The following is a 22,356-nucleotide window of genomic DNA, read 5'->3' as shown; positions in this document are numbered from 1 at the left end:
GGCCGCGGCGCCTGCGGGCGCGTTGGCCGGGCTGGCTCGACAGCAGTACATGACCATGGTGCGCGGGGGAGAAACGCGACCCATCCTGTGGCTACACCACTGAGCGCCGACGGCTTCCTCAACGCCCTGCGGGGCGAGGGACTTTCCGTCAACGAAGTAGGGAACTGGCGCACCCACAACCGCAACCACAAGGGGCAGTGGGGGCCGGTGCACGGCATCGTGATCCACCACACTGCCACGACCGGCACCGATGCCTCCGTGCAGATCTGCCGGGACGGCTACGCCGGACTGCCCGGCCCGCTGTGCCACGGCGTCATCGACCGCGACGGCGGCGTGCACCTCGTCGGCTACGGCCGGACCAACCACGCCGGCGCCGGAGACGCGGACGCCTGGTGCGGGGCCGCCGGGTTCCGGGGTCTCATCGTTGTCGCCGCCGTCCTCGCTGTCGGTGTCGTCGTCCTGGCCCGGGTCCTCGACCTCGGCCTCTTCGGGCCAGATGATGTGTGTTCCGGCGGTGGCCGGCCAGGTGCCGGCGGCGATGTGGGCCACGGCCTGTCGGAGTGAGGACGCCGGGGCGTCCGGCAACTGCCCGCACAGCCCTTCCATGGACTCCGCTGGCAGAGCACCGGGCGCCCGGCGCAGGGTCCGGCGCAGCAGTTCGGCTGCGCGGTGGGCGAGTTGGGGTCGCGGCAGGTGAGGACGGCCTGGAGTGAGTCGGGGCCGTCGTCGTGGGAGAGGAGTGCGAGGACGCGGCTCTTGCTGGGGGTGTGTTCGCAGTGGAAGTCGCGGGGTACGGCGGTGAGATGGTGCTCGGGCATGCGGGGAACTCCGGTGCGGTGAAAGGCGCGGTCCAGGTACGGGCGGCGCGAAAGAGAGTGGAGTTCCGCTGGTGGGCGCGCTGCTGACGCGCCTCCGGACAGTGGAGGAGACGATTGGCCGAGGCTGGTGCAGCCGATGCTGTCGGCGGTCCGGACCTGGTCCTGTCCGACACCGTACCCGAGTAGCCGAGGAGTTGTCCGCCACGGTGCCGCTATGCCGCTGGCGGCCCGGACGGCTGCGACCCCGGGGGTCCCTGGCACGTGGCCGCTGGTGGACGGCCCGTGATCCGCGAAGGCTGAACACCACTCACCCGCAGCGTCGGCGAGGCTCCGCGCGGTTCGACCGGGCACCGCGGCACGATCGTCGGTGATCCGCGGCGTTTCAGGGGTCCGCCGGTCGAGTTCGGGCGGCACGTCGGTCGTGACCGATCTCCGCGACTCGGCCCGCAGGCCTGCGGGCCGTCGCTCCAGCGGCCACGACCGACGCCGTCGTTGTCGACCTAGGATGCGGAGCATGAACAGGACCACGGCGGCACACGGAGACCCCATACCGATGGCGACGCGGCGGACCCGCCGGCAGGAGGCGGGCAACAGCGAGAACTTCGGCAAGCGGTTCGCCGATCTCGTCTCCGGCGTCGAGGACATCGACGGTGAAGCCCGACTCGCCGACACGCTGCTGCCGCGTGGCGCCCGGGTGCTCGACGCCGGCGCCGGCATGGGCCGGGTCTCTGCGGCACTTCTGCGGCGCGGGCACGACGTCGTCGCGATCGAGCCCGACGAAGCACTGGTCCGGCAGGCCCGGGAGACCTACCCCGGACTGCCGATCGAGGAACGCGACATCCTCGGCCTCGGCCCCGACGACGGCCCGTTCGACCTGGTCGTCTGCGTCGGCAACGTCATGATCTACCTGGCCGAGGGTACCGAACGCGAGGCCCTGCGCGCGATGCGCGCCGTGCTCGGCGAGAACGGCCGGATCCTGGTCGGCTTCCACCTCCAGGACCCGCCGCCGCACGCCCACGCTTACACCGCGACCGAGTTCGAGGCGGATCTCGCGGCTGCCGGACTCCGCGTCGACCTACGGGCGGGCACCTACCAGCTGCACCCCGCGAACGAGGCCTACGGCGTCTGGGTCCTGAGTCGCGCCCAGGGTGAGGCCGGCAGGTAGATCCGCGGCTCGCGGGTAGGGACTCGGGAGCGGAACCTGCCCGGATCCGCGGCCGGCGGCGGGTCGGAACTCCTCGAAGGCGCGCGTCTCCTACGCGGGTGGGAAACCAGTCAGGGTGATCTTGCCGATCGCCTTGCCGGATTCCAGGACACGGTGGGCCTCGCGCACGTTCTGCGCGTTGATCGTGCCGAGATCGGTCGTGGCCGTGGTCGTGAGGATGCCGGCGTCGACCAGGCGAGCGATCTGGTTCAGGACGCGCCGCTGAACAACCCGGTCCGGAGTCCAGTGCAGCGAGCCGGTGAACATGAACTCCCGGTGGAGGAGATGCTCTTGGACTTCAGCGGCCCGATCTCCACGGGGCCGAAGTCGTCGATCGCAACGATCTGTCCCATGGGCATGAGTACGTCCGCGTAGGCGGCCATGTTCACGTCGGTACCGGCCAGTGGCGCCACGGTCGGTTGCGTCTTCCGCGGTGGCGGCTGAGCCTGCTCCGCTTCGACGGACGCCTTCGGTGTGGTGGTCAGGCCGCGAGGGCGGTCTCGTGTGGGCGCTTCGGCCGGGACCGGGCAGCGTGGCGGCGGGCGACGAGCGCGACTTTGGCCATCTCCATGAACAGAAGTTTCCCTGCTGCCTGTTCATGGTAGATGTTGATCGTTCTCAAACGGCGGGAAGGGGAGAGGCGTGGCAGAGAGCGATCACAGGGGAATCCTCGGAGCGGAGTTCTTCACTCCTGAGTCTTCCTCCTTCACCGATTTCCTGGCAGCCCACCGGCCCGAGTTGCTCAGTCTGGGCCGGATGCTGCCGGAAGGGGTTCATGTCGGATCGAACCAGGTACCGCACGGCACCACGGTGCTGGCCCTCAACTACCGCGACGGTGTGATGATCGCCGGGGACCGCAGGGCCACCATGGGGCACCTCATCGCCCAACGGGACTTGGAGAAGGTACATCCCGCCGACGACCACACGGCCGTCGCCTTCGCGGGAAGCGTCGGGTTCGCGCTCGACTTGGTGAAGCTCTACCAAGTGGAACTGACGCACTTCGAGAAAATCGAGGGCACACCCATGACCCTCAACGGAAAGGCGAACCGGCTGGCCTCGATGGTCCGGCAGAACCTCGGCCAGGCCATGCAGGGCATGGCCGTGGTTCCGTTGCTCGTCGGATACGACCTGACAGCGCCGGGCGGGAAGAACGGTCGCATCTTCAGCTTCGATGTGGCGGGCGGCCCGTACGAGAAGGCGGACTTCTATGCCGAGGGTTCCGGATCCCCCTACGCCAAGGGCGCTTTGAAGAAGCTGTACCGGCCCGGCATGTCCCGCCGCGAAGCGGCTCTGGCCGCACTTCAGGCGCTCTACGACGCGGCGGACGACGACTCCGCCACCGGCGGCCCGGACATCACCCGGCGGATATTTCCGATCGTGTCGGTGATCACCGAAGACGGTTACGAGCGACTGCCGGAGGAAGAGACCGAGGAATTGGCTCTCGAGATGGTCGCCCAGCGGCAGAACCAGCCGGACGGGCCGACCGCTTACGCGTGAGCCGGGTGCCGGTGCGGCCGCTGCCCGGAGCCGCGTGCCAAGATGGCCTCGGCTCGTCCTGGAAGGGGGGGCAGATCTCCGATCTGCCCCCCCTTTCTGGTTCAGGCGGCGACAGCAGAAACCGGCGCGTACACCTGCCGTGCTGTCGCACGAAGTGCTGCTACGAAGGCACGCGCCCTCTGGCTCGGCATGCTGCCCGCCATGGTGAGCACTCCCACGGAGACGTGGGGGTGCTCACCGGTGATTTCCACCAGGGCGACACGGCCGCCGTCCAGGGTCTCCATCGAACGAGGCCGGTGATGCGTGAGCATGAACCCCCAGCCGGCCGCGACCAGTCCTCGCATCGCTTCGATTCCGGTGGCGTTGGCTATTTTGGGAAGCGGGATCCCTGAGCTCGTGAACAGATTCCTGACGTAGGCGAGAGGAGAATTTTCCGGAGGCAGGTTCGGGTTCGGCATCAGGAGAGTCTCGTCCGAAAGCTCCGCCAGTGAGGCCTTTCCGGTTGTGGCCAAGGGATGATTCTGGGCGACGACGGCATACAGAGGCGGAGTGGCCAGCTCCGTGAAGCAAGTGTCTTCCGCGGAGCTCAGGCTATAGGTGACGGCCAGTTCGCAAACGCCGTTGCGCAGCAGATCGACGGGTGTGTGCGTGTCGTGGACCGCTACGTTCAGTCCCGGATGTGAATACCCGACCCTGGTCAGGGCCCTGGGTATCAGGAAGGGAGTTATCGTGGCACAGGAGCCGATGTCGAGATGGCCTGCCGTCTCGCCCTGGAACCTGTTGCTGTTGTCCTCCAGGTTGTTCACCTGAAGAAGGATCTTACGCGCGTCGTTGAGGAGCAGTCGGCCGCATGGCGTCAAGGAGACGCCCTTGGCACGCTGGCGCAGTAGCAACTGAATGCCCAGTTGGCGCTCTAGCCGTTGGATCGCCGACGATACGGCGGACTGGGATGCGTGAAGTCGCGCCGCAGCTTCCGAGATGTTCCCGGTCTCCGCTATGGTAGCGAAGTAAAGAAGCTGCGTCAGGCTGAATGCCGGCCGATTGCCCATATGGAAGTGTTCCCTTTGCGTTTGGGGATTCCACGTGCATCGGTACACGATCAGTGACTGTGAACGGCCACCACCCGCCGATCGAGACCATGTTTTTCATATTATACGAGGGAGTTCGCAGGCGGAAAGATCTTCCGGGCGGTTGGCTTGAAATAGACCCTCCCGACTGAGGTGCGGGCAGTGCGACGGGCCTTCGGCCGGCGTCCCGCAGCGCTGACGTCACAGGTGAACGGTGCCGCGTACGCACGTGACGCTGCTGCCACCGATCCAGACCTCTTCGCCGTGCGCCTCCACGGTGAGTACGCCCTGCCGCCCCAGGCAGGCGCCCTGGCCCACCTTGTAGGAGTGCGGGGCGGCGCCCTCGCCGATGAGCCACTGGGCGATGCTCGCGTTGAGACTTCCGGTGACCGGGTCCTCGCGCACGCCGGCGGGTGCGCCGAAGGCACGGACCTCGAAGCGCAGCCGTGAGCCTTCGGGGTAGGCGCCGACAACGCCGAGCATGAGGTCGTTCATGTGCCGCTCGTCCGGCTTTAGGGCCAACACATCGTCTGCGGAGGCGAGTTGGACGGCAGCCCAGCCGGGACCGTTGTCCACCCACTGATGCGCGATGATCCGCTCGCGGCCGATGCGCAGACCCCGGGCGATGCGGTCGAGGAGAGCGGAGTCCAACGGGCCGACTCGCTGGGGATCAGGGGCGCGGAAACTCAGGCTGGTGCCGGACCGCCGTACCTCCACCAGCCCGACACGGCATTCCTGCGTGATCTTCCCGGGGGACTTCGGGACGCCGCCGGCTTCGAGCCACGCGTGGGCGGAGCCGAGGGTGGGGTGGCCCGCGAACGGAATCTCGCCACCCGGAGTGAAGATGCGCAGTCCGTAGTCCACTTCGTCGGACTCGGGCCGGACGACGAACGTCGTCTCGGAGAGGTTGGTCCATGTCGCGAGCCGGGCCATGTCCTCGTCGGACAGCCCGTCGCCGTTGAGGACGACCGCCACGGGATTGCCGAGATAGGGCGTTTCGGCGAACACGTCGACCTGGGCGAAGGAACGCACCCGCCGCTCGGGTGCGGGCCGCGGCGTCACTCGCCCTCCACCAGGATCAGGTCCATGTGGGTGCCCTCGCGGAGCGGGACGATGGCGCGGTACTCGGGCGAGGAGTACCAGCGACGGGCCTGGTCGGCCGTCGGGAACACCATCACCGAGAGGTGCGTGGGCTTCCAGTCGCCCTCCAGGGCCTCGAACCGGCCGCCACGGATCATGAATCCGCCGCCGTACAGCTCAAGCGTCTGGAGCACTTTCGCGCGGTACTCCGCCATGCGCTGCTCGTCGCCTATGACTCCGACGTTGCCGATCAGTAGTGCTGTCATACGAGAGGCTCCGCTTCCGAGGTGTCTGGTGCGTCCTGCCGGTTCCCGCGAGTCGTGGAGGACGTCAGCAGGTGAAGTCGGTCATGGTGCCGAGGCCGAGGTGCCGGGCGGCGCGGACGATCGCGAATCCGGACGCGACGTCCTGGGCCGCCATTCCCAGCGACTTGTAGAGCGTCCGTTCGGCGGCGCCGGAGCGGCCGGGGTGCTCGCCCAGCAGCACCTCGCCGATTTCGGGGAGGTGCCGGTCCGCGGGGAGCAGGCCCTCCTCGACCGGCGCGGCGAGTTCGGAGGACTCCCGCTGGGCCCCTTCCCGGCTGTCCACGAAGGCGGAGCAGGATGCCACGGCGTCCGCGGAGAGTTCCCGTTTGCCGGGGACGGAGGAACCGACGGCGTTGACGTGAACCCCTTCGGCCAGGTCGTTCGCCCACACCACCGGATGGGTGGTGTCCACCGTCGTGCACACCAGATCGGCGCCGCGCAGCGCCTCGGCGGGAGTGTCCATCCGCTCGACGTCGACGTCGGTATGGGCACGTGCCCACTCCAGGAACTCCTCGGCCCGCGCGTGGCCGCGGTTCCAGAACCGCACCCGGCGCAGGCGCCTGATCTCGCGCAGGGCGAGCAGATGGCTGCGGGCCTGGGTCCCGGCACCGATCAGGGCCAGGTCGCCGGCGTCGGGCAGGGCCAGGGCGTCGGTTGCCACGGCCGATGCCGCGGCCGTGCGCAGCGCGGTCACCGCCGCCCCCTCCATCATGGCCAGCGGCTGCCCGGTCTCGGGGTCGAACACCACCACCACGCCCACGTGCGTGGGCAGTTGGCGGGCGGTGTTGCCGGGGGCGTGCAGTACCGCCTTGAGGCCGTAGCCCGAGTCGGACTCACCGGTGACATGGCACGGCATGGCCGCGAACAGCGACCCGTCGCGGCCCGGCCCCAGTACGGTGCGCACCGGCTGGACGACGTCGCCCGCGCTGTAGCGGCGCATCACCTCCGCCACCACCCGGTACGCCTCCGCCACCGGGAAGGCCTTCCGGACCTCGTCTCCGTTCAACAGCAGCATGGGCTCTGCGCCTCTCCTCTATGTCTCGGTTTCCTGGGGTGCCCGGTCCTACGCGGGCCGGCGGGTGTGGTCGACGGTGAACACGGACCACACCATGCGGATCGGCCTGGTCGCAGAGATGAACTCCAGCCCGTACAGCTCCGCGGAGGGCACCGTGGTGAGCGCGAGGTCCGCGCTGCCGTCCTGAGCGGCACGGGCGGCCGCGCTGGTCGAGGCGTACTGGAGCACCTTGTGCGAGGCGTGCCGGGGCGGCAGGAGCTGAGCGATGATCGGTTCCGGTGAGGGATGGGTCGCGATGGTGGGGGCGTCGGGCGTCGGTCCGGCATCGCGCCGCTTGGCGATGCCGTACAGCGGTGTGTCCATCACGAACACGTTGCTCAACTCCAGAGCGGGGTCCATGTAGAAGTGGTGGATCGCCTTGTACGCGTTGGCCACCACCATGTGTGTCACTTCGCGGGCGCGCAGTGCCGCACCCGCCCGTTCGTAGCTGTCGAAGAGGTGGACAGCGGCCGACGGTCCGTCGTCGTCGCGGACCCGGCCGACGAACCGTGCCGCGGCCACCTCGCTACTGGTGCCGTGCGGCCCGAGCGTACCCACGGCTGACGGCCTGTCCGGGTCGGTCCGAAGTGTGGTGAAACTGAGCAGCGTCATCCGGGCTTTCCTAAGGTTGGCGTTGGGCGAAGGCGTTCAGGGGTCCATCCGCGGTTCGGTGTACGGACGGCCCGGCTCAGCCGGGGGTGACGGGGGTCAGCCACTCGGGGTGCGCCCCGTCGGTGGAGCTCTTGGCCGTGTCGTAGAGCGCGGCGGCCCGGGTCGCGACCGGGCCGACGGTGCCGCTTCCGATGCCCCTGCCGGAAAGGGAGAGCACGGAGACCACGCCCTTGCCGGTGGAGGACAGGAAGACTTCGTCAGCGGTGAACAGGTCCGCGGGGCTGAGCGGGCGTTCCAGAACGTCCATGCCGGCCTCCCGGCACAGTGTCATCAACGTGTCCCTGGTGATTCCGGGCAGCAGGTCACCGGTGTCGGGCGGGGTGGCGATGCGGCCGTCGAGCACGGCGAAGACGTTGGCGGTGCTCGCCTCGGCGACGTTGCCCGCCTGGTCCAGGAGGATGGCGTCGTCGAAGCCGGCGGCACGGGCCTCGTCGCTGGCCAGGGCACAGTTCACATAGCCACCGGTGAGCTTCACCTGCGCCGGGAACGCGTCGCGGGGCGGACGCCGCCACGAGCTGATCATGCAGCGTATGCCCGGCACGGTCCGGGACGTGGGGAAGCCGAACGAGGTGATGGACAGCGCGTCGGAGACACCGACCAGCGAGACGCCGGGGGGCATGTGCGGCATCAGGGCGAGCTTGTGCACCAGCGGCCGTACGTACGCGCCCCCTTGATGGCCGTTGCGCCTGAGCAGTTCCACGGTGATGCCGATGAGGTCGTCGACCTCGTCGGGTACGCCGGTGATGCGCAGGATCCGGCAGGCGCGCAGCATGCGTTCGTAGTGATCGCGTGCCCGGAACAGGAAGAGTCCGTCGCCGCGGCGGTGGGCGCGGATTCCCTCGAAGGCGCCGGTCCCGTAGTGCAGGCCCTGCGTGGAGAGCGTAAGCCGCGGAGCCGTCGCCGAGACGAACTCCCCGCGGTCGTAGGCCCATTCGCCGAGCCCCATCGCGGATCGCGTGATGTCGTTCTGCGTTTCCATCGTCATGCCCTCGTCGCCGCGATCCGTTCGGCGGAGGTGTTCTCGATGGAGGATTCGGTGCGCAGGTCCACGACCCTTGCGGCCTTCCAGCTCACCATGGCTCCCGTGCTGGTGATGGGGCCGGGGGTGCCGAACCCGACGTCCAGCGGGGTGTCCAGTGCGTCGAGGCATTCCTCGACGGCCTTCCGGATGTTCTCCCGCTGACTGTCCGGGTCGGCCTTCAGGGTCAGGGAGATCAGGTCCCTGCCGAGGTCGTCGCGGGAGATGGTGATCTGGTAGTCCTGGTAGCCCCGGAACCGGCGGAGCAGCAGGTCCTCCAGGTCGTAGCCGTTGACGAGGTGGCCGTTGAGGAGGAGCCGGTCGCGTACCCGGCCGACCGCCTCCAGCCCGGGGGCCGGCACCGCGGCGCCGGGCGCGGGGTCGGTCATCCGCACCATGTCCCCGGTGCGGTACCTGATGAGCGGCTTCGCGCCCGAGTAGAGGTTCGTCACGACGAGTTCGCCGTAGCGTACGCCTGCGGAGTCGGGTGCCACCGGCTCCAGGGTGTCCGGATCGATCACCTCGTAGAGGTTGATCAGCGGCGCGGTGCGGAGCGAGCCGTCGGACGTGGCCGCCGCGAGCACCGAGGCCTCCTGCGACGCGTACAGGGCGTTGCGGGCCTCGGCTCCCCACACCGCGCCGATGTTCGCCAGCAGACTGGGAGACATCAACTCGCCGGTGAGCATGAGGATGTCGAGGGAGAAGTCCTTCCGGGGGTCGAGGCCCGCCTCGGTCGCCTTCTGGGCGAGTCGCATCGCCATGCCCGGGGTGCAGAACAGCCCCGTGATCGGCAGGAGACGCATGACCTCCAAGGCGCGGTCGAAGCCGATCACCGGCGAGTGCGGCCACATCTTGGCCACCGCGTGCCCGAGGTTGCGGCACACGTCCCCGAAGGTGTCGCCGGTGGCGTGCAACTCGGTGGGTCCGGAGACCCCGATGACCTGGCGGTCGCCGTGAGCGGCCAGGACGTCGCGGTAGTACGCGGTGAGCACGGTGTTGTTGTGGATGGTGTCCCCGTTGGTACGGGGGCACGGGGTCGCCGCACCCGTGGTGCCGGTGGTCTCGTAGAAGATCCAGGCGTCCGAGACGGGGCTTGACAGGATGTCGAGTTGAGCCTGCCTCAGGTCGTCCTTGGTCGTGAAGGGAAGGCGCCGCAGGTCGTCGTTCCGCAGCGCGTCCATTTCATCGTCGCTGATGTCCGCCAGTTTCTCCCGGTAGAATGGGGAGTTGGCTCGCACGTAGGCGACGACCTCGCGGAGTTTGCGCGTCTGGTGGGCGGCCAGTGTGTCGGCGTCCCACTTGCCGGCCATGAACGCTTCGAACTGGTCGCGCAACTCGCGAGTGAGCGCTGCGGATTCCGGGTCGTATTGCGTGAACACTCGATGGCTCCCAATCAGGAATTGTTGCCGCCTCCCGTGCGGGCGGCCCGGCGAAGGTCAGTCGTCGCAGAGATCCGCGACCACCCAGTCGGAGATCAACCGCCACTTCTGGATGGCCTCCTGGTGGAATTCGTTGACCTGGTACTTCTCCAACGCGGTCAGGTCCGGCACCACCCCGATGATGGCGAAGTCGTAAGCGATGTCACGCTTGACCATGTTCCAGCCCACTCGCCAGGTGAGCAGCTCCGGTACGTTGCGGCCGACCGCCTTGGCGAACTTCTCGGCCTCGATCACGGAGGGCGAGTTGCGCTCGAAGCCGTCCTTCAGTTTGAACAGAGCAATATGTGTGATCACCATTGTCCTTCACAAGGAGGGAGTTTCCTGATCTGTTCTGCCGTCCCCGCGATGCGAAGCGCGATGACTTCTCTCGAAGCGATCATGTTCAATTCCTCGGAGATCGTTCAACCACGATCTTCCGATGCCGTGGATCGAAGGACCTGATGCGCCGGGTCCGGGGACGGACTCCGTTCCGGTGATCCTGCGCCGGCTCGCTCGCGGGTGTTCCGGTGATTTCCCGCCGTCAATCCGCGGGAATCGGGAAGACCTCACCGGTTCCGGAGGCGGCCCCGGCCGGCTCTGTCGGCCCCGGTCCTCCCGTCCAGTTCCGTTCGATGTACTCCAGTGCGGCCTCCCGGTCGGCGTCGACGAAGACGACACGCCAGCCGGCCGGGAGGTCCAGGAACGGGCGCCACAGGGAGTGCTGCCCATGGTCGTTCACGACCACGAGCCAGTTGCCGTCACCCGCGTCGAAAGGATTGCCGCTCATCGCGTTCCTCCGCTCGTCTCGTCGTCATGGGCCAGTCCCGCGCGGTCGGGGAAGAACCGGACCGGAAGGCTGGAGAATCCGTTCAGGAGGTTGGAGCGCAGTCGCGGCGCGTGGCCGATCCGCTCGATGCCCGTGGTGAAGTCCCGTAGAGCCATGAGGAGTTCCGAGATCTCGACCTTGGCGAGATAGGCGCCGACGCAGTAGTGGGGGCCGTAGCCGAACGAGATCTGCTTGTTCGACGTCCGTCCCAGGTCGAACATCTCGGGCCGGTCGAAGACGCGCTCGTCCCGGTTGGCCGAGTAGTGCCACAGTGTCACGATGTCGTTCCGGCGGATGGCGACTCCGTTGATCTCCGTGTCCCGCACCGCGGTGCGGCCGAAGTGCATGGACGGGGACGCCCAGCGCAGCACCTCGTCGACGGCCGTGTCGATCGCCACCTCGCCGTTCTTCAGCCGCTGCCACTGGTCCGGATGCGCGGCGAGCGAGTGCACACCGTCGATCATGGACAACCGGCTGGTCTCGTCACCCCCGATGATCAGGCTGTAGCAGTTGAGAACCACGTCCTCGTCGGTCAGCGGGACCCCGTCGACCGTGCTGTGCGCCAGTGTGCTGACGAGGTCCTCGCCCGGCGCCTTGCGCCGCTCCTCCACCAAGTCCTGGAAGTAGAGGAGGATCTCGTTGCGCGCCATCGCCGACTCCTCCTCGTCGACGTCGTCGTCGTCCGTACTCAGAGCGGTCTTGTTCAGCGTCAGGAGGAAGTCGCGATCACTCTCGGGCACGCCCAGCAGGTTCGCGATGGTGTTCATCGGAATGCGGCTGGCCACCTCCAGGGCGAAGTCGCAGTCACCGCGTTCGACGGTTTCCCTGACCAGCTGTCGGGTGTTGGCACGCACCGCCTCCGCCACGGGCTTGAGCACCCGCGGGCCCAGCGCCCGCAGCAGGATCTTGCGCAGCTGCTCGTGCCGCGTTCCGTCGGTGACCGCGAGCATCTTGCCCGCGCCGGCGTCGCCGCCCTCGAGCAGGGTCACGAGGACGTTGCCCCGCTCCGAGGTGAAGTTCTCGTCGTCGCGGTGGACCGCCATGACGTCCTCGTGGCGCGACAGCACCCAGAATCCGCGCCGCTGGCTCGTCGGCCGGTTCCAGTGAACGGGGCTGGTGTCCCTCAGGGTGCGCCAGAACGCGTCGAGGTTCCGGTCCGCGAAGGTGGCCGGGTCGGCCAGGTCGATCGTCTCGGGATCCGTCGTACCGGAGGCGCTCGCCTCCGGGAAGGGCGCGTCGTCGGTGACCGTGGTGGGGTTCATTCCGGGGCTCCGGCTGATTTCGGAAGAGGGGGGAGAGGCGCTGACGGTCACCAGTCGGTCCGCCAGAAGCGCCGGCGCGCGAACGGATAGCCCGGCAGCGGGACGCGGTGGCTGCTCTCACCCTCGTGCAGGGCGGCGAAGTCCACCCGCTGGCCCTGCACCCAGGCGTTGGCGAGCCGGAACAGCGTCTCCCCGTCGTGCAGTGCCTCGGCCGTGTCCGGCACGAGACCGTCGTCGGTGCGCCTGAACCCGGACAGGTCGGTGTGCCGCGCCGAGCCGGCCGAGGCCACCCGGCCGCCGGTCTCGACCGAGAGGGCCTCGGCCAGCTCGGCCGTGGTGCGGACCACGGCCGCCCAGCGCCGGTCCATCGCCTTGCGCCCGAGGTTGAGACTGAGGCTGATGTCGTCGAGCCGTGCCTCGGGGTGCGAAGTGATCCACTCCCGCAGCGCCTCGCGCCGCCCGGCCAGGCCCCGGTCGTCGAGGGCGGAGACCGCGACGAGCCGCGGTGCCCCGGTCTCGGGCGCCCGGGCGGGCAGGACCGGTGGTTCCTCCAGCACGAGGTGCGCGTTGTAGCCACCGCCGCCGAGTGCGGTGACACCGGCGCGCCGGACACCGGCCTCCGGCGTCCAGTCCGCACCCTCCACTTGGGGCACGAAAGGAGTGTTGGGGAAGTCGAGGTCCTCGTTGACCTCGGTCAGGTTGATCGTGGGCACCAGCTTCCGGTGGTACAGCGCGAGCGCCGCCTTGACGGCGCCGGACCCGCCGGCCGCCACTCCGGCGTGGCCGATGTTCCCCTTGATCGAACCGATGGAGGTGGTGCCGGTCTGCTTGCCGAACGCCATCTGCGCCGCGCGGACCTCCAGCCCGTCGGTCATCGGCAGGCCGAAGAAGTTGCCCTCGTACATGGACACGGTGTCCGGGGTCACGCCGCCCACGTGCATGGCGTTGGCGATGCAGGCGCCGAGCCGCTCGGGTTGGGCGAACCCGTACGACACCGCGCTGGCGCCGTTGTTGTTGATGGCCGAGCCCTTGACCGTCGCGTAGATGTGATCGCGGTCGGCAACGGCCTGCCGGAGGGGTTTGAGCAGGAACGTCGCGACACCGCTCGCGAGCCTGGTCCCGGTGCCGTTGGCGTCGAACGGGCGGCAGTGCCCGTCCCGGGACATGATGCGGCCCTCTTCCCACAGGTAGCCGCGGCGATGCGGCAGCCGCACCATGACTCCGCTGGCGATGGCCATGTCCGTCTGACCCAACAGAAGCGACTGGCACGCGAGGTGCACCGAGTAGTGAAAACCGGTGCACACCGCCGTCAGGGTCATCGCCTCGCCGGTCAGCCCGGTGTAGAAGAGGGCATTGGAGGACATCGTGTCCGGGAACCAGGCGTTGCTGAGCTCCATCACCTCCGGCCCGACGGAAACCCAGTCGGGAGCGGAGCTGTACAGCGCCGGGGTCTGAGGGTTGGCCGCCACGTAGATGCCCACTTCACCGGCGACGCGTTCCGGGTCGTAGCCGGCGTCCTCCAGGACGTCCCAGACGCTCTCCAGGAGGAGGCGGTGTTCCGGCGTCATCAACCGTGCGAGGCGGTCCGAGATGCCGAAGACCGAGGGGTCGAACTCGTCGTAGCCGTCGAGCGTGGCGCAAGCCCGCACGTAGAACGGGTTGTTGACCAGTGCCTGGTCCACCTCGATCTCCTCCTTCTGGAGGAACGTGATGGATTCCCGTCCACTGACGAGGTTGTCCCAGAACTGCTCCTTGCCGTCAGCGCCGGGAAAGCGGCATGCGATACCGGTGATCGCGATGTCGCCGTCGTCGTACTCCGGTTCAGGGGTTTCGTTCATCGGTGTGAAAGCCTCCAATGCGCAACGTGATTCACGACGTCTCAGGACCGGGAACGGCCGCGTACGGCGGACCGGCGGGCCTCGGCACGGCGCCTGGCATCGGTGACCGCTTCGGGCGCGGCACCGTTCTCGACGTCGTCCAGCCACTTGGCCTGCGACGCGATGTCGCGGAACCGGAAGAGGTCCGACACACCGACTCGCCTGCCGAACCGCTGGCTCATCCGCTTGGCGAGCCGCACCAGCAGCAGCGAGTTGCCGCCGAGGTCGTAGAACGCGTCGCGCACACCGACGGTCTGCGGATCCCGGCCGAGGAGTTCGCCCCACAGCTCGACCAGAGCCGCTTCGTTCGCGGTGCGGGCCGGTTCGGCCGTCGCCGACGAGTCGGGCGCCGGCGGCTCCGGCAGGGCCGCCCGGGCGAGCTTGCCGTTGGGCGAGACGGGGAGCGCGGCGAGGAACACCACCGTTTCGGGGACCATGTAGTCGGGCAGCGCCCCTTCCAGCCGCCGGGTGATCCGGGACTGCAACTCGGCGTCAAGCCACGGTTCGTCGCCCTTCCCCGCCGTCCTGTCCTCGTCCTGCGGCACGACGTAGGCCACCAGCGAGCCCGCACCGGGCTGCCCGGCCGCCGAACGCACCGCGATCGCCGCCTCCCGTACCTCGGGGCAGCCGGACAGCCATCCCTCGGCCTCCTCCAGTTCGATGCGGTATCCGCGCACCTTCACCTGGTGGTCGGCCCGGCCGATGAACTCCAGTTCGCCGCCCGGCACGAAACGGGCGATGTCACCCGTGCGGTACATGCGTTCGCCGGCCAGGTGCGGGTCCGGTACGAAGCGTTCCGCGGTCAGTCCCGGCCGCTTGACGTAGCCCCAGGCCAGGCCCGCTCCGCCGAGGTACAGCTCGCCCGGTTCGCCTTCCGGCACCTGCCGCAGGTTCTCGTCCAGGACGTAGAGCCGGGCGGTGGACGAGGGCGTGCCGATCGACGGCTCGCCGGGCTGGTCCGGCGGGACCAGTTTGAAGGTGCAGAAGACCGTTCCCTCGGTCGGACCGTACCCGTTGAAGACCCGGTCCACGTTCGTCTCGCGGTACACCCGGTCGACGAGTCGGCGCCGTACCGCTTCCCCGCCGAGGACGACCGAGCGCAGCCCGGACGGCAGATCCCCGGCGTCGAGCAGGCTCGTCATCACGGAGGGAACGGTGTTGAGGTGCGTCACCCGTTCCCGGTGCGGGCTCTCCTGGAGATGGAGCGCGCTCTCCAGCAGGACCACGGCCCCGCCCTGGGAAAGCGGGGCGAAGACCTCCATGACCGCCAGGTCGAAGCAGATGGAGGTGACGGCCGCCACGCCGCTCAAGTCGCAGTCCGCGAAGATCCGTTGTGCCTCGTCCAGCATCGCCGCACAGCTGCTGTGCCGGATCGGCACGCCCTTCGGCTGCCCCGTCGAACCGGATGTGTAGATCACGTAGGCGGAGTCCTTCGGAACCGAGACATCGGGCTTCGCCCCGGGTTCGGTCACGACGGTGTCACCGAGCACCAGCACCGTAGGCCCCTGCGGGCAGCGGCTCCGCGCCCCGGGCGTGGTCAGCAGCAGGCTGGTGCCGCTGTCCCGCACCATGAAGTCCAGCCGTTCGGCGGGATACTTGGGGTCGAGAGGCAGGTAGCAGGCGCCGGAGCGGAGTATCGCCAGGAGGCCGACGAGCAGACTCGGGCCGCGCTCGGCGCAGATGCCGACGGGCACCCCCGGGCGCGCTCCCTCGGCCACCAACTGTTCGGCCAGCAGAGCCGAACGGCGGCCCAGTTCTCCGTAGGTCATCACACCCGCGTCGGAGAAGACCGCGGTCGCTTCCGGGTTCTTCGCGACGTGCTCGAGAAAACCGCCGTGCAGAGTGCCGCCGGTGGTCATCACACCTCCCCCCCTTCCGGCCCGGAGTCCAGTGACAGGTGTTCAAGTGGCAGATCGGGCTTGTCCATCGCGCGGAAGAGCACGGAGTGGAACTCCTTCAGCAGCGTCGTCATGGTCTGTTTTTCCACGAAGTCCGGCTTGTACTGGACCTGGCCGACCACTTCGTCGGCGATGTCCGCCATCGTGATCTCCAGATCGAACTTCGCGATGTCCCGCCGCATGGGGAACGGGACCAGGGGCAGCGCCCCCGTGGGCTCCTCGGCCTCACCGACACCGTGGAAGAGCGTGGTGACGTAGGTGAAGGCTTTGCCGGAGAGCCAGTTGACGGCGAAGTCGGACCAGGGCGCACAGCCTTCGTCCCGCGGCGGATTGAGCTCCGCCACCAGCTGGTCCAGGGGGTAGTTCATGTGCTCCAGCACGCCGAGCGAGTACGCGTGGACCTCGCGGAGCAGGTCGCGGAAGCTGTTCGTGCCGCTCGGCCGGGCCCGTACGAACACCGTGTTGAGGTAGTACCCCACAGCGGATTCCCAGCCCGGCTCACCACGCTGGGCGATGGCCGTGGCGACGACGGTGTCCTCGGTGCCGGTCAGCCGGTTCAGCGTCGCGAAGAAGCCGGCCAGTACGAGGGTGCTGAGCGAGACGCCCTCCCGTTCCGCGAACGCCTTCAACCGGCCCGCGTCGTCGGCGTCCCAGTGGAAGACCAGGTCCGCGCCCTCGTAAGTGACCACGGCGGGCCGTTCCTCGGCCGGGGCCGCCGCCCCGCCCGATCGGGGCAGGTCGAGGTTGGCCGGTGGCTCCGCCAGGCGTTCCGACCACCAGCGCAGGGCCGCTTCGGCCTCGGGACCGCCCAGCCAGGCGCGCTCCCACTCGACGAAGTCCGTATAGGGGGCGACCGGTTCCTGGGGCCCCAGGTCTCCGTGCAGCGCCCGCTCGTAGAACGCCCGCAGATCGCGTACGACGATGTCCACGGACGCCGCGTCGACGGCGACGTGGTGCATGACCAGCAACAGGAAGTGGTCCTCGGCACCGCGGGAGACCAGCACCGCCCGAAGGATGGGGCCCTGGTCCAGGTCGAGCGGGTAGTGTCCGTGGTCCACGAGCAGGTCCCGCACCTCCTCGTCGTCGAGCCCCGAGCCGTCCTCCGCCAGGAACTCGTAGACCGGCTGCTCCAGGACCAGCTGGTAGGGCCGTCCGCCCGCCTCGACGAAGACCGTGCGCAGCACCGGGTGCCGCTCCACCACCGCCCGCAAGGCGTCCTCCAGCGCCCGCTCGTCCACCTCGGTGGGGATGCGCGCGGAGAACATGAGGTTGTAGGGCACGCCGTCGGGCGACAGGGTCTGCATGAACCAGATCGAGGCCTGTCCGTGTCCGGCGGGCGCCAGCTCGAAGGACGAGGCGTGCATCAGCACGGTCCGCAGCTTCCCGCCCGCCGGCAGCCCGTCGTCCGTGAGCTCACACAGCTGCCGCGCGGCGAGTTCATCCAGCAGCTCTTCCGCGTCCTCGTCCGTCAGGCGGTCGACGAAGGAGGCCGGTTCCGGCTCCGCAGGCAGCGCCTTACCGTCGCCCTCGGCCGTCTCCTCCCCACCCCCGACGAGTTCGAGCACTCGTTGCAGAAGGTCCGTCATGGTGCGGTCGGTGAGGAACTCCGCCGGTGACACCCGGTGCCCGAACAGCGACTGCAGCCTGTTGGTCAGCCGGATGGCCAGCATGGAGTCCAACCCGAAGTCCCTCAGCCGGCTGGCGGGGCCGAACTTCTCGGACGGCACCCCGAGCGCGTCGGAGATCTCGCCGAGGACGACCTCCCGGGGGGCCGGGCGCCCGGTCTCGTCAGCCGGCGCGGTGCCGGCCGATGCCGTGCCGGCCGGGGCGGGGCGCGGGGCGTCGGTGGCAGCGGCGGTGGTGGCGCCGGTCCAGGCCGCACCCTCACGCGGTGCCGCCTCCAGCCAGTACCGGTCCTTCTGCCAGCGGACCAGCGGTGTCCCGACCACCTGCGCGCCGACCGGGGAGAACGCCCCAAGTGACAGGGGAACGCCGCGCACGAACAGGGAGGCGGCAGCCCCCAGCAGTTTTCGCGTGTCGTTCTCCCCCCGCCGCAGGGAGCCGACCACATGGACCTGGACCCCGTCGGCGAGCGCCGTCTCCTCGACAGCGCCGCGCAGCACGCTGTGCGGGCCGATTTCGACGAAGGTGTCGATGCCGTCCTCGACGAGGCCCTTGACGGCCGGGGCGAACCGCACGCAGCCGCGGAGGTTGTCCGCCCAGTAGTCCGCGTCGACGACGGGGTTGAGCACACCGTCGAGCGTCGTGGAGCGGAACGCCACCTCGATCGGCCGGGGAGTGATCCCCTTGAGCGCCTCGCGCAGCGTCGGCGCGATCGGCTCCATGAACGTGCCGTGCGCTGCCCGCTTGATCCGAAGCGGACGAGTCGTAATCCCGTTGCGCCCCAGATCCTCCGCCAGCGCGCGGATCGCGTCGGGATCACCGGAAACGGTCACGCTGGTCGGGCTGTTGACCGCCGCGACCGACACCCGATCCCCGTAGGGAGCGAGGTACGGAAGAACGTCTCCCGACAACTCCACGGAGATCATGGCTCCCACGCCGACCTCGTGCTGCATCAGGTGCGACCGGGTGACGGCGACCCGGGCCGCGTCTTCCAGGGACAGCGCGCCGCCCACGCAGGCCGCGGCCACCTCGCCGAGGCTGTGCCCGACGAGTGCCGCGGGTCGCACGCCGAGATCGGTCCACACCCGCGCCAGCGAGACCTGGAAGGAGAACAGCACCGGCTGCATGACGTCCAAGTCGTCCAGACGGGACTTCTCCGGGGGCGCGGTCATCGCGTCGAGCACCGACCAGCCGGTCAGGTCGTGCACGACGGCATCGCAGATTTCCATCTGCTCGCGGAAGCCGGCGTGCCGATGGAGCAGGTCGCGGCCCATGCCCGGCCACTGGGTTCCGCCTCCGTTGAAGACGAACGCGATCCGTTCCTCGCCGTTGCCCGCGGCGGCCGTGCCCCTCGCGATGTCACGGTGCGGCTCCCCGCCGCTCACCCGCGCCAGCCCGTCGAGCAGGTCCTGACGGTCGCGGGCCAGGATCGTGACCCGGTGCTTGTGGTGGGTGCGCCGGTTCGCGAGGGTGTGCGCGAGATCGGGAACCCAGAGACCGGCATCGCGCTCGACGTGATTGGACAGTTCACGGCAGGTGTCCGACAGGGCTTCCGCGGAGTGGGCGGTCACCGGCACCAGGTGCACCCGCTCCGAGGGCTCGGACGGCTCCGACGTGCGGCGAACGGGTGTGAACTCTCCCTGACGGCTGGGCGTGATGTGGCGCCCCCGCGTCCCGGACACGAAGGAGTCGGCGGTGACGGCCAGTCCGGTGGCGTGCAGCGCGCCGAGCGAGGAGAGCAGGCTCCAGTCGTCGTCCGTGCCCCGTCGGAGCGAGGGCAGGCAGCGCACCGGACCATCCGCGAAGGTCTCCCGTACCGGCTTCAACAGCACGGGGTGCGGGCTGAGTTCGACAACGGCGTCGACACCCCGCCGTTCCAGGGTCCGCAGGGCGCTGGTGAGCCTGCTCTGCTGCCGGACGTTCGCCACCCAGTAGTCGGGCCCCAGATCGCGGCCGTCGACCTCTTCACCGGTGACGGTGGAGATCATGGGGATACGCGTCCCGGTCGGGTTGATCCCTTCGAGCGCGGCCCGTAGCGGAGCGAGCACCGGGTCCACCAGGCGCGAGTGCGCCGCGTACCCCATCCGTACCCGGTGGCTCGGGATGCCCTCCGCCGCGAGCCGCTCGGCCAGCGCTTCGAGCTCCGCCGTCCCGCCCGAGAGCAGCACGGACGCGGGGCCGTTGTGACCGGCCACCGTGAGACGATCACCCGCGGCGGCGAGATGCGCGGCCAGACGGCCCTCGTCGGCCTCGACCACCATCGCGTCGCCACGGCCCACGGCGAGCTGTTGCACGAGGCGGGCGTGGTGCACCGTCAGCAAGGCGGCGTCGTCGAAGTCGAGTGCTCCGGCGATGTGGGCGGCGGCGAACTCGCCGATGCTCTGGCCGAGCACGAGATCGGGTTCCACCCCGAGCGAGCGCCAGGTTTCCGCCAGGGCGGTCTGGATGCAGAACAGCAGCGGCTGAACGACCTCCATGTCGTCGAGCCGGGAGCGTTCCGGGGAGGCGAGCAGCTGGTCGACCACGGAGAAGCGCGCCAGGTCCCCGATGCGTTCATCCGTGCGCATCACGGAGCGGCGGAACGCGGGCATCCCCACGAGAAGTCGCCTGGCCATGCCCAGCCACTGGCTGCCGGTGCCCGAGCACAGGAAGGCCACCCGCGGCTTCCCCGGACCGCTCACTCCGGTGGCGAGCCCCGGATGGGGCCGGCTGCCGGTGAACGCGTCGAGCTGCGCGCTCAGTTCGGCTCGGCTTCGGGCCGTGGCAGCGAGCCGGAACCGGCCGGTGGGGACCGGATCGGCTGTCTGGCGGCAGAGGGTCGGCAGGTCCGCCACGGTGCCTTCCGCCAGCGCGGTGCGCAGTGCGGCGACCCGGTCGGACAGTTCCTTCTCGGAATCCTCGCCCAGCAACAGGAGCGAACTGTCCGGATGGGGCAACTCCTCGGCGACGACGTGGCAGTTGGTGCCACCGATGCCGAAGGCGCTGACACCCGCCCGGCGCGCGTCCGAGCGTCGTGGCCACGCGGTGGTCCGGTCCTGGACCCGCAGGCCCGCCTCGGCGAAGGGGATCTGCGGGTTGGCGCTGCTGTAGTGCAGGCTGGCGGGAAGGACACCGTTGCGCAGGGCGAGGGCCACCTTGACGAGCCCCGCGACACCCGCGGCCGGTTCGAGGTGGCCGATGTTCGTCTTCACCGAACCGATCCGCAGGGCGTCCCCGGGCTCGCGGCCCCGGCCCAGTACGGTCGCCAGCGCCTTGGCCTCGATCGGGTCCCCCAACGGGGTACCGGTGCCGTGGCACTCCACGTAGTCCACCAGGGACGGTGACACGCCCGCCCGCCAGTAGGCCGTGCGCAGCAGGGACTCCTGGGCGCGCGGGTTCGGAGCGGTGAGACCGTTACTCAGACCGTCGTTGTTGACCGCGCTGCCACGAATCAGGCAGTACACGGGCAGGTCGCGCTCCAGCGCGACCCGCAGCGGCGCGAGGACGACCACCGCCGCGCCCTCGGCGCGCACATAGCCGTTGGCGCGGGCGTCGAAAGCCTTGATCCTGCCGTCCGGTGACAGCGCCCCTGCCCGCTCCATGGCCAGGAAGTGGTCGGTGAGCAGGTTGAGGTTGACCCCGCCGGCCAGGGCCAGCTCGCTCTCGCCGTCCCGCAGCGACTGGCAGGCGAGGTGGACCGCGACCAGCGAGGAGGAACAGGCCGTGTCGAGGGCCATGCTGGGTCCGTGCAGCCCGAGGACGTAGGAGACGCGGTTGGCGATGATGCTGTCCAGCGTTCCGGTCGTCGTGTGGGGCCCGACGTCGTGCTGCGAGCCGCTCTGGTGCGCCATCGCGGCGTAGTCGCTCCAACTGGAGCCCATGAAGACACCGGTGTCACTCCCCCGGAGTCCGCCGGGTGGAATGCCCGCGTCCTCCAGTGCCTCCCACGCCAGTTCCAGCACCAGGCGCTGCTGGGGGTCCATGGCGACCGCCTCGCGCGGTGAGATCCCGAAGAAGAGGGGATCGAACAAGTCCACGTCGTCGAGGAACCCGCCCCACCTGAACGAGTCCGTGGTACCGCCCAGTTCAAGGATTTTCCGCCGCGAAGAGCTCACCGCGCCCACGGCGTCGCGTCCGTCCACGAGCAGCTGCCAGTACGCCGACGGGTCCGCCGCTCCGGGAAGCCTGCACCCGATCCCCACGAGGGCGATCGGCTCCTGCGGACCGTACGCGACCGCCGGGCGCCACCGGTCCGTTCCGGAGCCACCGTCGTCGGCTTGGGGCCCGTAGACCAGGGCACGGCACAGCTCCTCCAGCGTCGGATGGTCCCACACCAGGGTGACCGGCACCGGCCGTGCGAGGAATTCCGACAGCGCGGCAACGAGCGTGGTGGACTTCCGCGAGTCCAGCCCGTACTGGTGAAGCGGCGTCCAGCGGTCCAACTCGTCCTGGGGGACACCCAGCAGATCCACGAGTCGGGACAGGAGAAACGCTCTGACCTCATCCATACCGGGCAGACTGCCGGGCAGACTGGAACCAGCTGACATGTCTCCATACCTTTCTTCGTGGGCTCGTTCTGGTCATTCGTAAGATCAGGGCACCCAGGGGTGCCGGGTGTGGCTGTCATGTCGTTGCCGCGTTCGTGGCTGAGGGAGACTGGCCGCCCGGCATCCCGCGACGACTCGGCCGCTGATTGGGATGCGCGGAACAAGATCGCTCGTATGGACACGTCGGCGAGGTCGTCTGCTGGGACCGTGA

General features: G+C 69.3%; 17 protein-coding genes. 3 read left to right on the top strand and 14 right to left on the bottom strand.

Translation table 11 applies throughout. From position 1 onward, the window contains the following. Positions 1-87 precede the first annotated feature (87 nt). Positions 88-564, top strand: coding sequence for an N-acetylmuramoyl-L-alanine amidase (locus ACFXHB_RS17055; protein ID WP_380575053.1), 477 nt, complete (start codon positions 88-90; stop codon positions 562-564). 768 nt (positions 565-1,332) lie between these two features. Beyond that, on the top strand, positions 1,333-1,983 hold the full coding sequence (locus tag ACFXHB_RS17050; RefSeq protein WP_380575052.1) for a class I SAM-dependent methyltransferase: 651 nt from the start codon (positions 1,333-1,335) through the stop codon (positions 1,981-1,983). Positions 1,984-2,073: 90 nt separating this feature from the next. Here ACFXHB_RS17050 and ACFXHB_RS17045 read toward each other — a convergent pair whose 3' ends face one another. After that, positions 2,074-2,289, bottom strand: a complete 216-nt coding sequence (locus ACFXHB_RS17045; RefSeq protein WP_380575051.1) for a zinc-binding dehydrogenase — start codon at positions 2,287-2,289, stop codon at positions 2,074-2,076. Positions 2,290-2,664: 375 nt separating this feature from the next. Here ACFXHB_RS17045 and prcB point away from each other — a divergent pair, with 375 nt between their 5' ends. After that, the gene (prcB, locus tag ACFXHB_RS17040) at positions 2,665-3,519 is read left to right on the top strand and encodes a proteasome subunit beta (protein WP_380575049.1); all 855 of its coding nucleotides are present in this window, start codon (positions 2,665-2,667) and stop codon (positions 3,517-3,519) included. Between the two features lie 101 nt (positions 3,520-3,620). Here the strand turns inward: prcB and ACFXHB_RS17035 are convergent, their stop codons facing one another. The 13 genes from ACFXHB_RS17035 to ACFXHB_RS16975 all read right to left on the bottom strand — a co-directional run bounded on the left by ACFXHB_RS17035 (position 3,621) and on the right by ACFXHB_RS16975 (position 22,106). Then, positions 3,621-4,568 carry a LysR family transcriptional regulator gene (locus ACFXHB_RS17035; RefSeq protein ID WP_380575048.1) on the bottom strand — a complete coding sequence of 316 codons (948 nt, stop codon included), beginning with the start codon at positions 4,566-4,568 and terminating at the stop codon, positions 3,621-3,623. A 219-nt stretch (positions 4,569-4,787) separates the two neighbouring features. Further along, positions 4,788-5,648 (bottom strand): PhzF family phenazine biosynthesis protein, encoded by an 861-nt coding sequence (locus ACFXHB_RS17030; RefSeq protein WP_380575046.1) that lies wholly within the window; start codon positions 5,646-5,648, stop codon positions 4,788-4,790. Next, the gene (locus ACFXHB_RS17025) at positions 5,645-5,932 is read right to left on the bottom strand and encodes a DUF1330 domain-containing protein (RefSeq protein WP_380575045.1); all 288 of its coding nucleotides are present in this window, start codon (positions 5,930-5,932) and stop codon (positions 5,645-5,647) included. Before ACFXHB_RS17025 ends, ACFXHB_RS17030 begins: the two co-directional genes overlap by 4 nt. Positions 5,933-5,996: 64 nt before the next feature. Beyond that, positions 5,997-6,986, bottom strand: a complete 990-nt coding sequence (locus ACFXHB_RS17020; protein WP_380575044.1) for an ornithine cyclodeaminase family protein — start codon at positions 6,984-6,986, stop codon at positions 5,997-5,999. A 48-nt stretch (positions 6,987-7,034) separates the two neighbouring features. After that, complete coding sequence (locus tag ACFXHB_RS17015) at positions 7,035-7,637, bottom strand: hypothetical protein (RefSeq protein ID WP_380575043.1); 603 nt, start codon at positions 7,635-7,637, stop codon at positions 7,035-7,037. 76 nt (positions 7,638-7,713) lie between these two features. Continuing rightward, entirely contained in the window at positions 7,714-8,676 is a 963-nt protein-coding gene (locus tag ACFXHB_RS17010) for an aminotransferase class IV (RefSeq protein WP_380575042.1), read from the bottom strand. A gap of 2 nt (positions 8,677-8,678) precedes the next feature. Beyond that, entirely contained in the window at positions 8,679-10,094 is a 1,416-nt protein-coding gene (locus ACFXHB_RS17005; protein WP_380575041.1) for a phenylacetate--CoA ligase family protein, read from the bottom strand. A gap of 57 nt (positions 10,095-10,151) precedes the next feature. Further along, positions 10,152-10,448, bottom strand: a complete 297-nt coding sequence (locus ACFXHB_RS17000; RefSeq protein WP_380575040.1) for a Dabb family protein — start codon at positions 10,446-10,448, stop codon at positions 10,152-10,154. Between the two features lie 226 nt (positions 10,449-10,674). Beyond that, entirely contained in the window at positions 10,675-10,920 is a 246-nt protein-coding gene (locus tag ACFXHB_RS16995; RefSeq protein ID WP_380575039.1) for an MbtH family protein, read from the bottom strand. Next, positions 10,917-12,221, bottom strand: a complete 1,305-nt coding sequence (locus ACFXHB_RS16990; protein ID WP_380575038.1) for a cytochrome P450 — start codon at positions 12,219-12,221, stop codon at positions 10,917-10,919. Before ACFXHB_RS16990 ends, ACFXHB_RS16995 begins: the two co-directional genes overlap by 4 nt. A gap of 47 nt (positions 12,222-12,268) precedes the next feature. Continuing rightward, positions 12,269-14,059 carry a beta-ketoacyl synthase N-terminal-like domain-containing protein gene (locus ACFXHB_RS16985; RefSeq protein ID WP_380575037.1) on the bottom strand — a complete coding sequence of 597 codons (1,791 nt, stop codon included), beginning with the start codon at positions 14,057-14,059 and terminating at the stop codon, positions 12,269-12,271. A 41-nt stretch (positions 14,060-14,100) separates the two neighbouring features. Then, entirely contained in the window at positions 14,101-15,957 is a 1,857-nt protein-coding gene (locus ACFXHB_RS16980; protein WP_380575036.1) for a non-ribosomal peptide synthetase, read from the bottom strand. After that, positions 15,957-22,106 carry an acyltransferase domain-containing protein gene (locus ACFXHB_RS16975; RefSeq protein ID WP_380575035.1) on the bottom strand — a complete coding sequence of 2,050 codons (6,150 nt, stop codon included), beginning with the start codon at positions 22,104-22,106 and terminating at the stop codon, positions 15,957-15,959. Before ACFXHB_RS16975 ends, ACFXHB_RS16980 begins: the two co-directional genes overlap by 1 nt. Positions 22,107-22,356: the final 250 nt, after the last annotated feature.

Origin of the sequence: Kitasatospora sp. NPDC059327 (assembly GCF_042752535.1) — a bacterium.
Lineage (GTDB): Bacteria > Actinomycetota > Actinomycetes > Streptomycetales > Streptomycetaceae > Kitasatospora.
This window is presented reverse-complemented; position numbering and strand designations above follow the sequence as displayed.

Coding starts and splice junctions, on each gene's coding strand:
- ACFXHB_RS17050 (WP_380575052.1), top strand. CDS start 1,333: ATGAACAGGACCACGGCGGCACACGGAGACCCCATACCGATGGCGACG.
- ACFXHB_RS17045 (WP_380575051.1), bottom strand. CDS start 2,289: ATGTTCACCGGCTCGCTGCACTGGACTCCGGACCGGGTTGTTCAGCGG.
- ACFXHB_RS17035 (WP_380575048.1), bottom strand. CDS start 4,568: ATGGGCAATCGGCCGGCATTCAGCCTGACGCAGCTTCTTTACTTCGCT.
- ACFXHB_RS17025 (WP_380575045.1), bottom strand. CDS start 5,932: ATGACAGCACTACTGATCGGCAACGTCGGAGTCATAGGCGACGAGCAG.
- ACFXHB_RS17020 (WP_380575044.1), bottom strand. CDS start 6,986: ATGCTGCTGTTGAACGGAGACGAGGTCCGGAAGGCCTTCCCGGTGGCG.
- ACFXHB_RS17015 (WP_380575043.1), bottom strand. CDS start 7,637: ATGACGCTGCTCAGTTTCACCACACTTCGGACCGACCCGGACAGGCCG.
- ACFXHB_RS17010 (WP_380575042.1), bottom strand. CDS start 8,676: ATGGAAACGCAGAACGACATCACGCGATCCGCGATGGGGCTCGGCGAA.
- ACFXHB_RS16995 (WP_380575039.1), bottom strand. CDS start 10,920: ATGAGCGGCAATCCTTTCGACGCGGGTGACGGCAACTGGCTCGTGGTC.
- ACFXHB_RS16990 (WP_380575038.1), bottom strand. CDS start 12,221: ATGAACCCCACCACGGTCACCGACGACGCGCCCTTCCCGGAGGCGAGC.
- ACFXHB_RS16985 (WP_380575037.1), bottom strand. CDS start 14,059: ATGAACGAAACCCCTGAACCGGAGTACGACGACGGCGACATCGCGATC.
- ACFXHB_RS16980 (WP_380575036.1), bottom strand. CDS start 15,957: ATGACCACCGGCGGCACTCTGCACGGCGGTTTTCTCGAGCACGTCGCG.
- ACFXHB_RS16975 (WP_380575035.1), bottom strand. CDS start 22,106: ATGGATGAGGTCAGAGCGTTTCTCCTGTCCCGACTCGTGGATCTGCTG.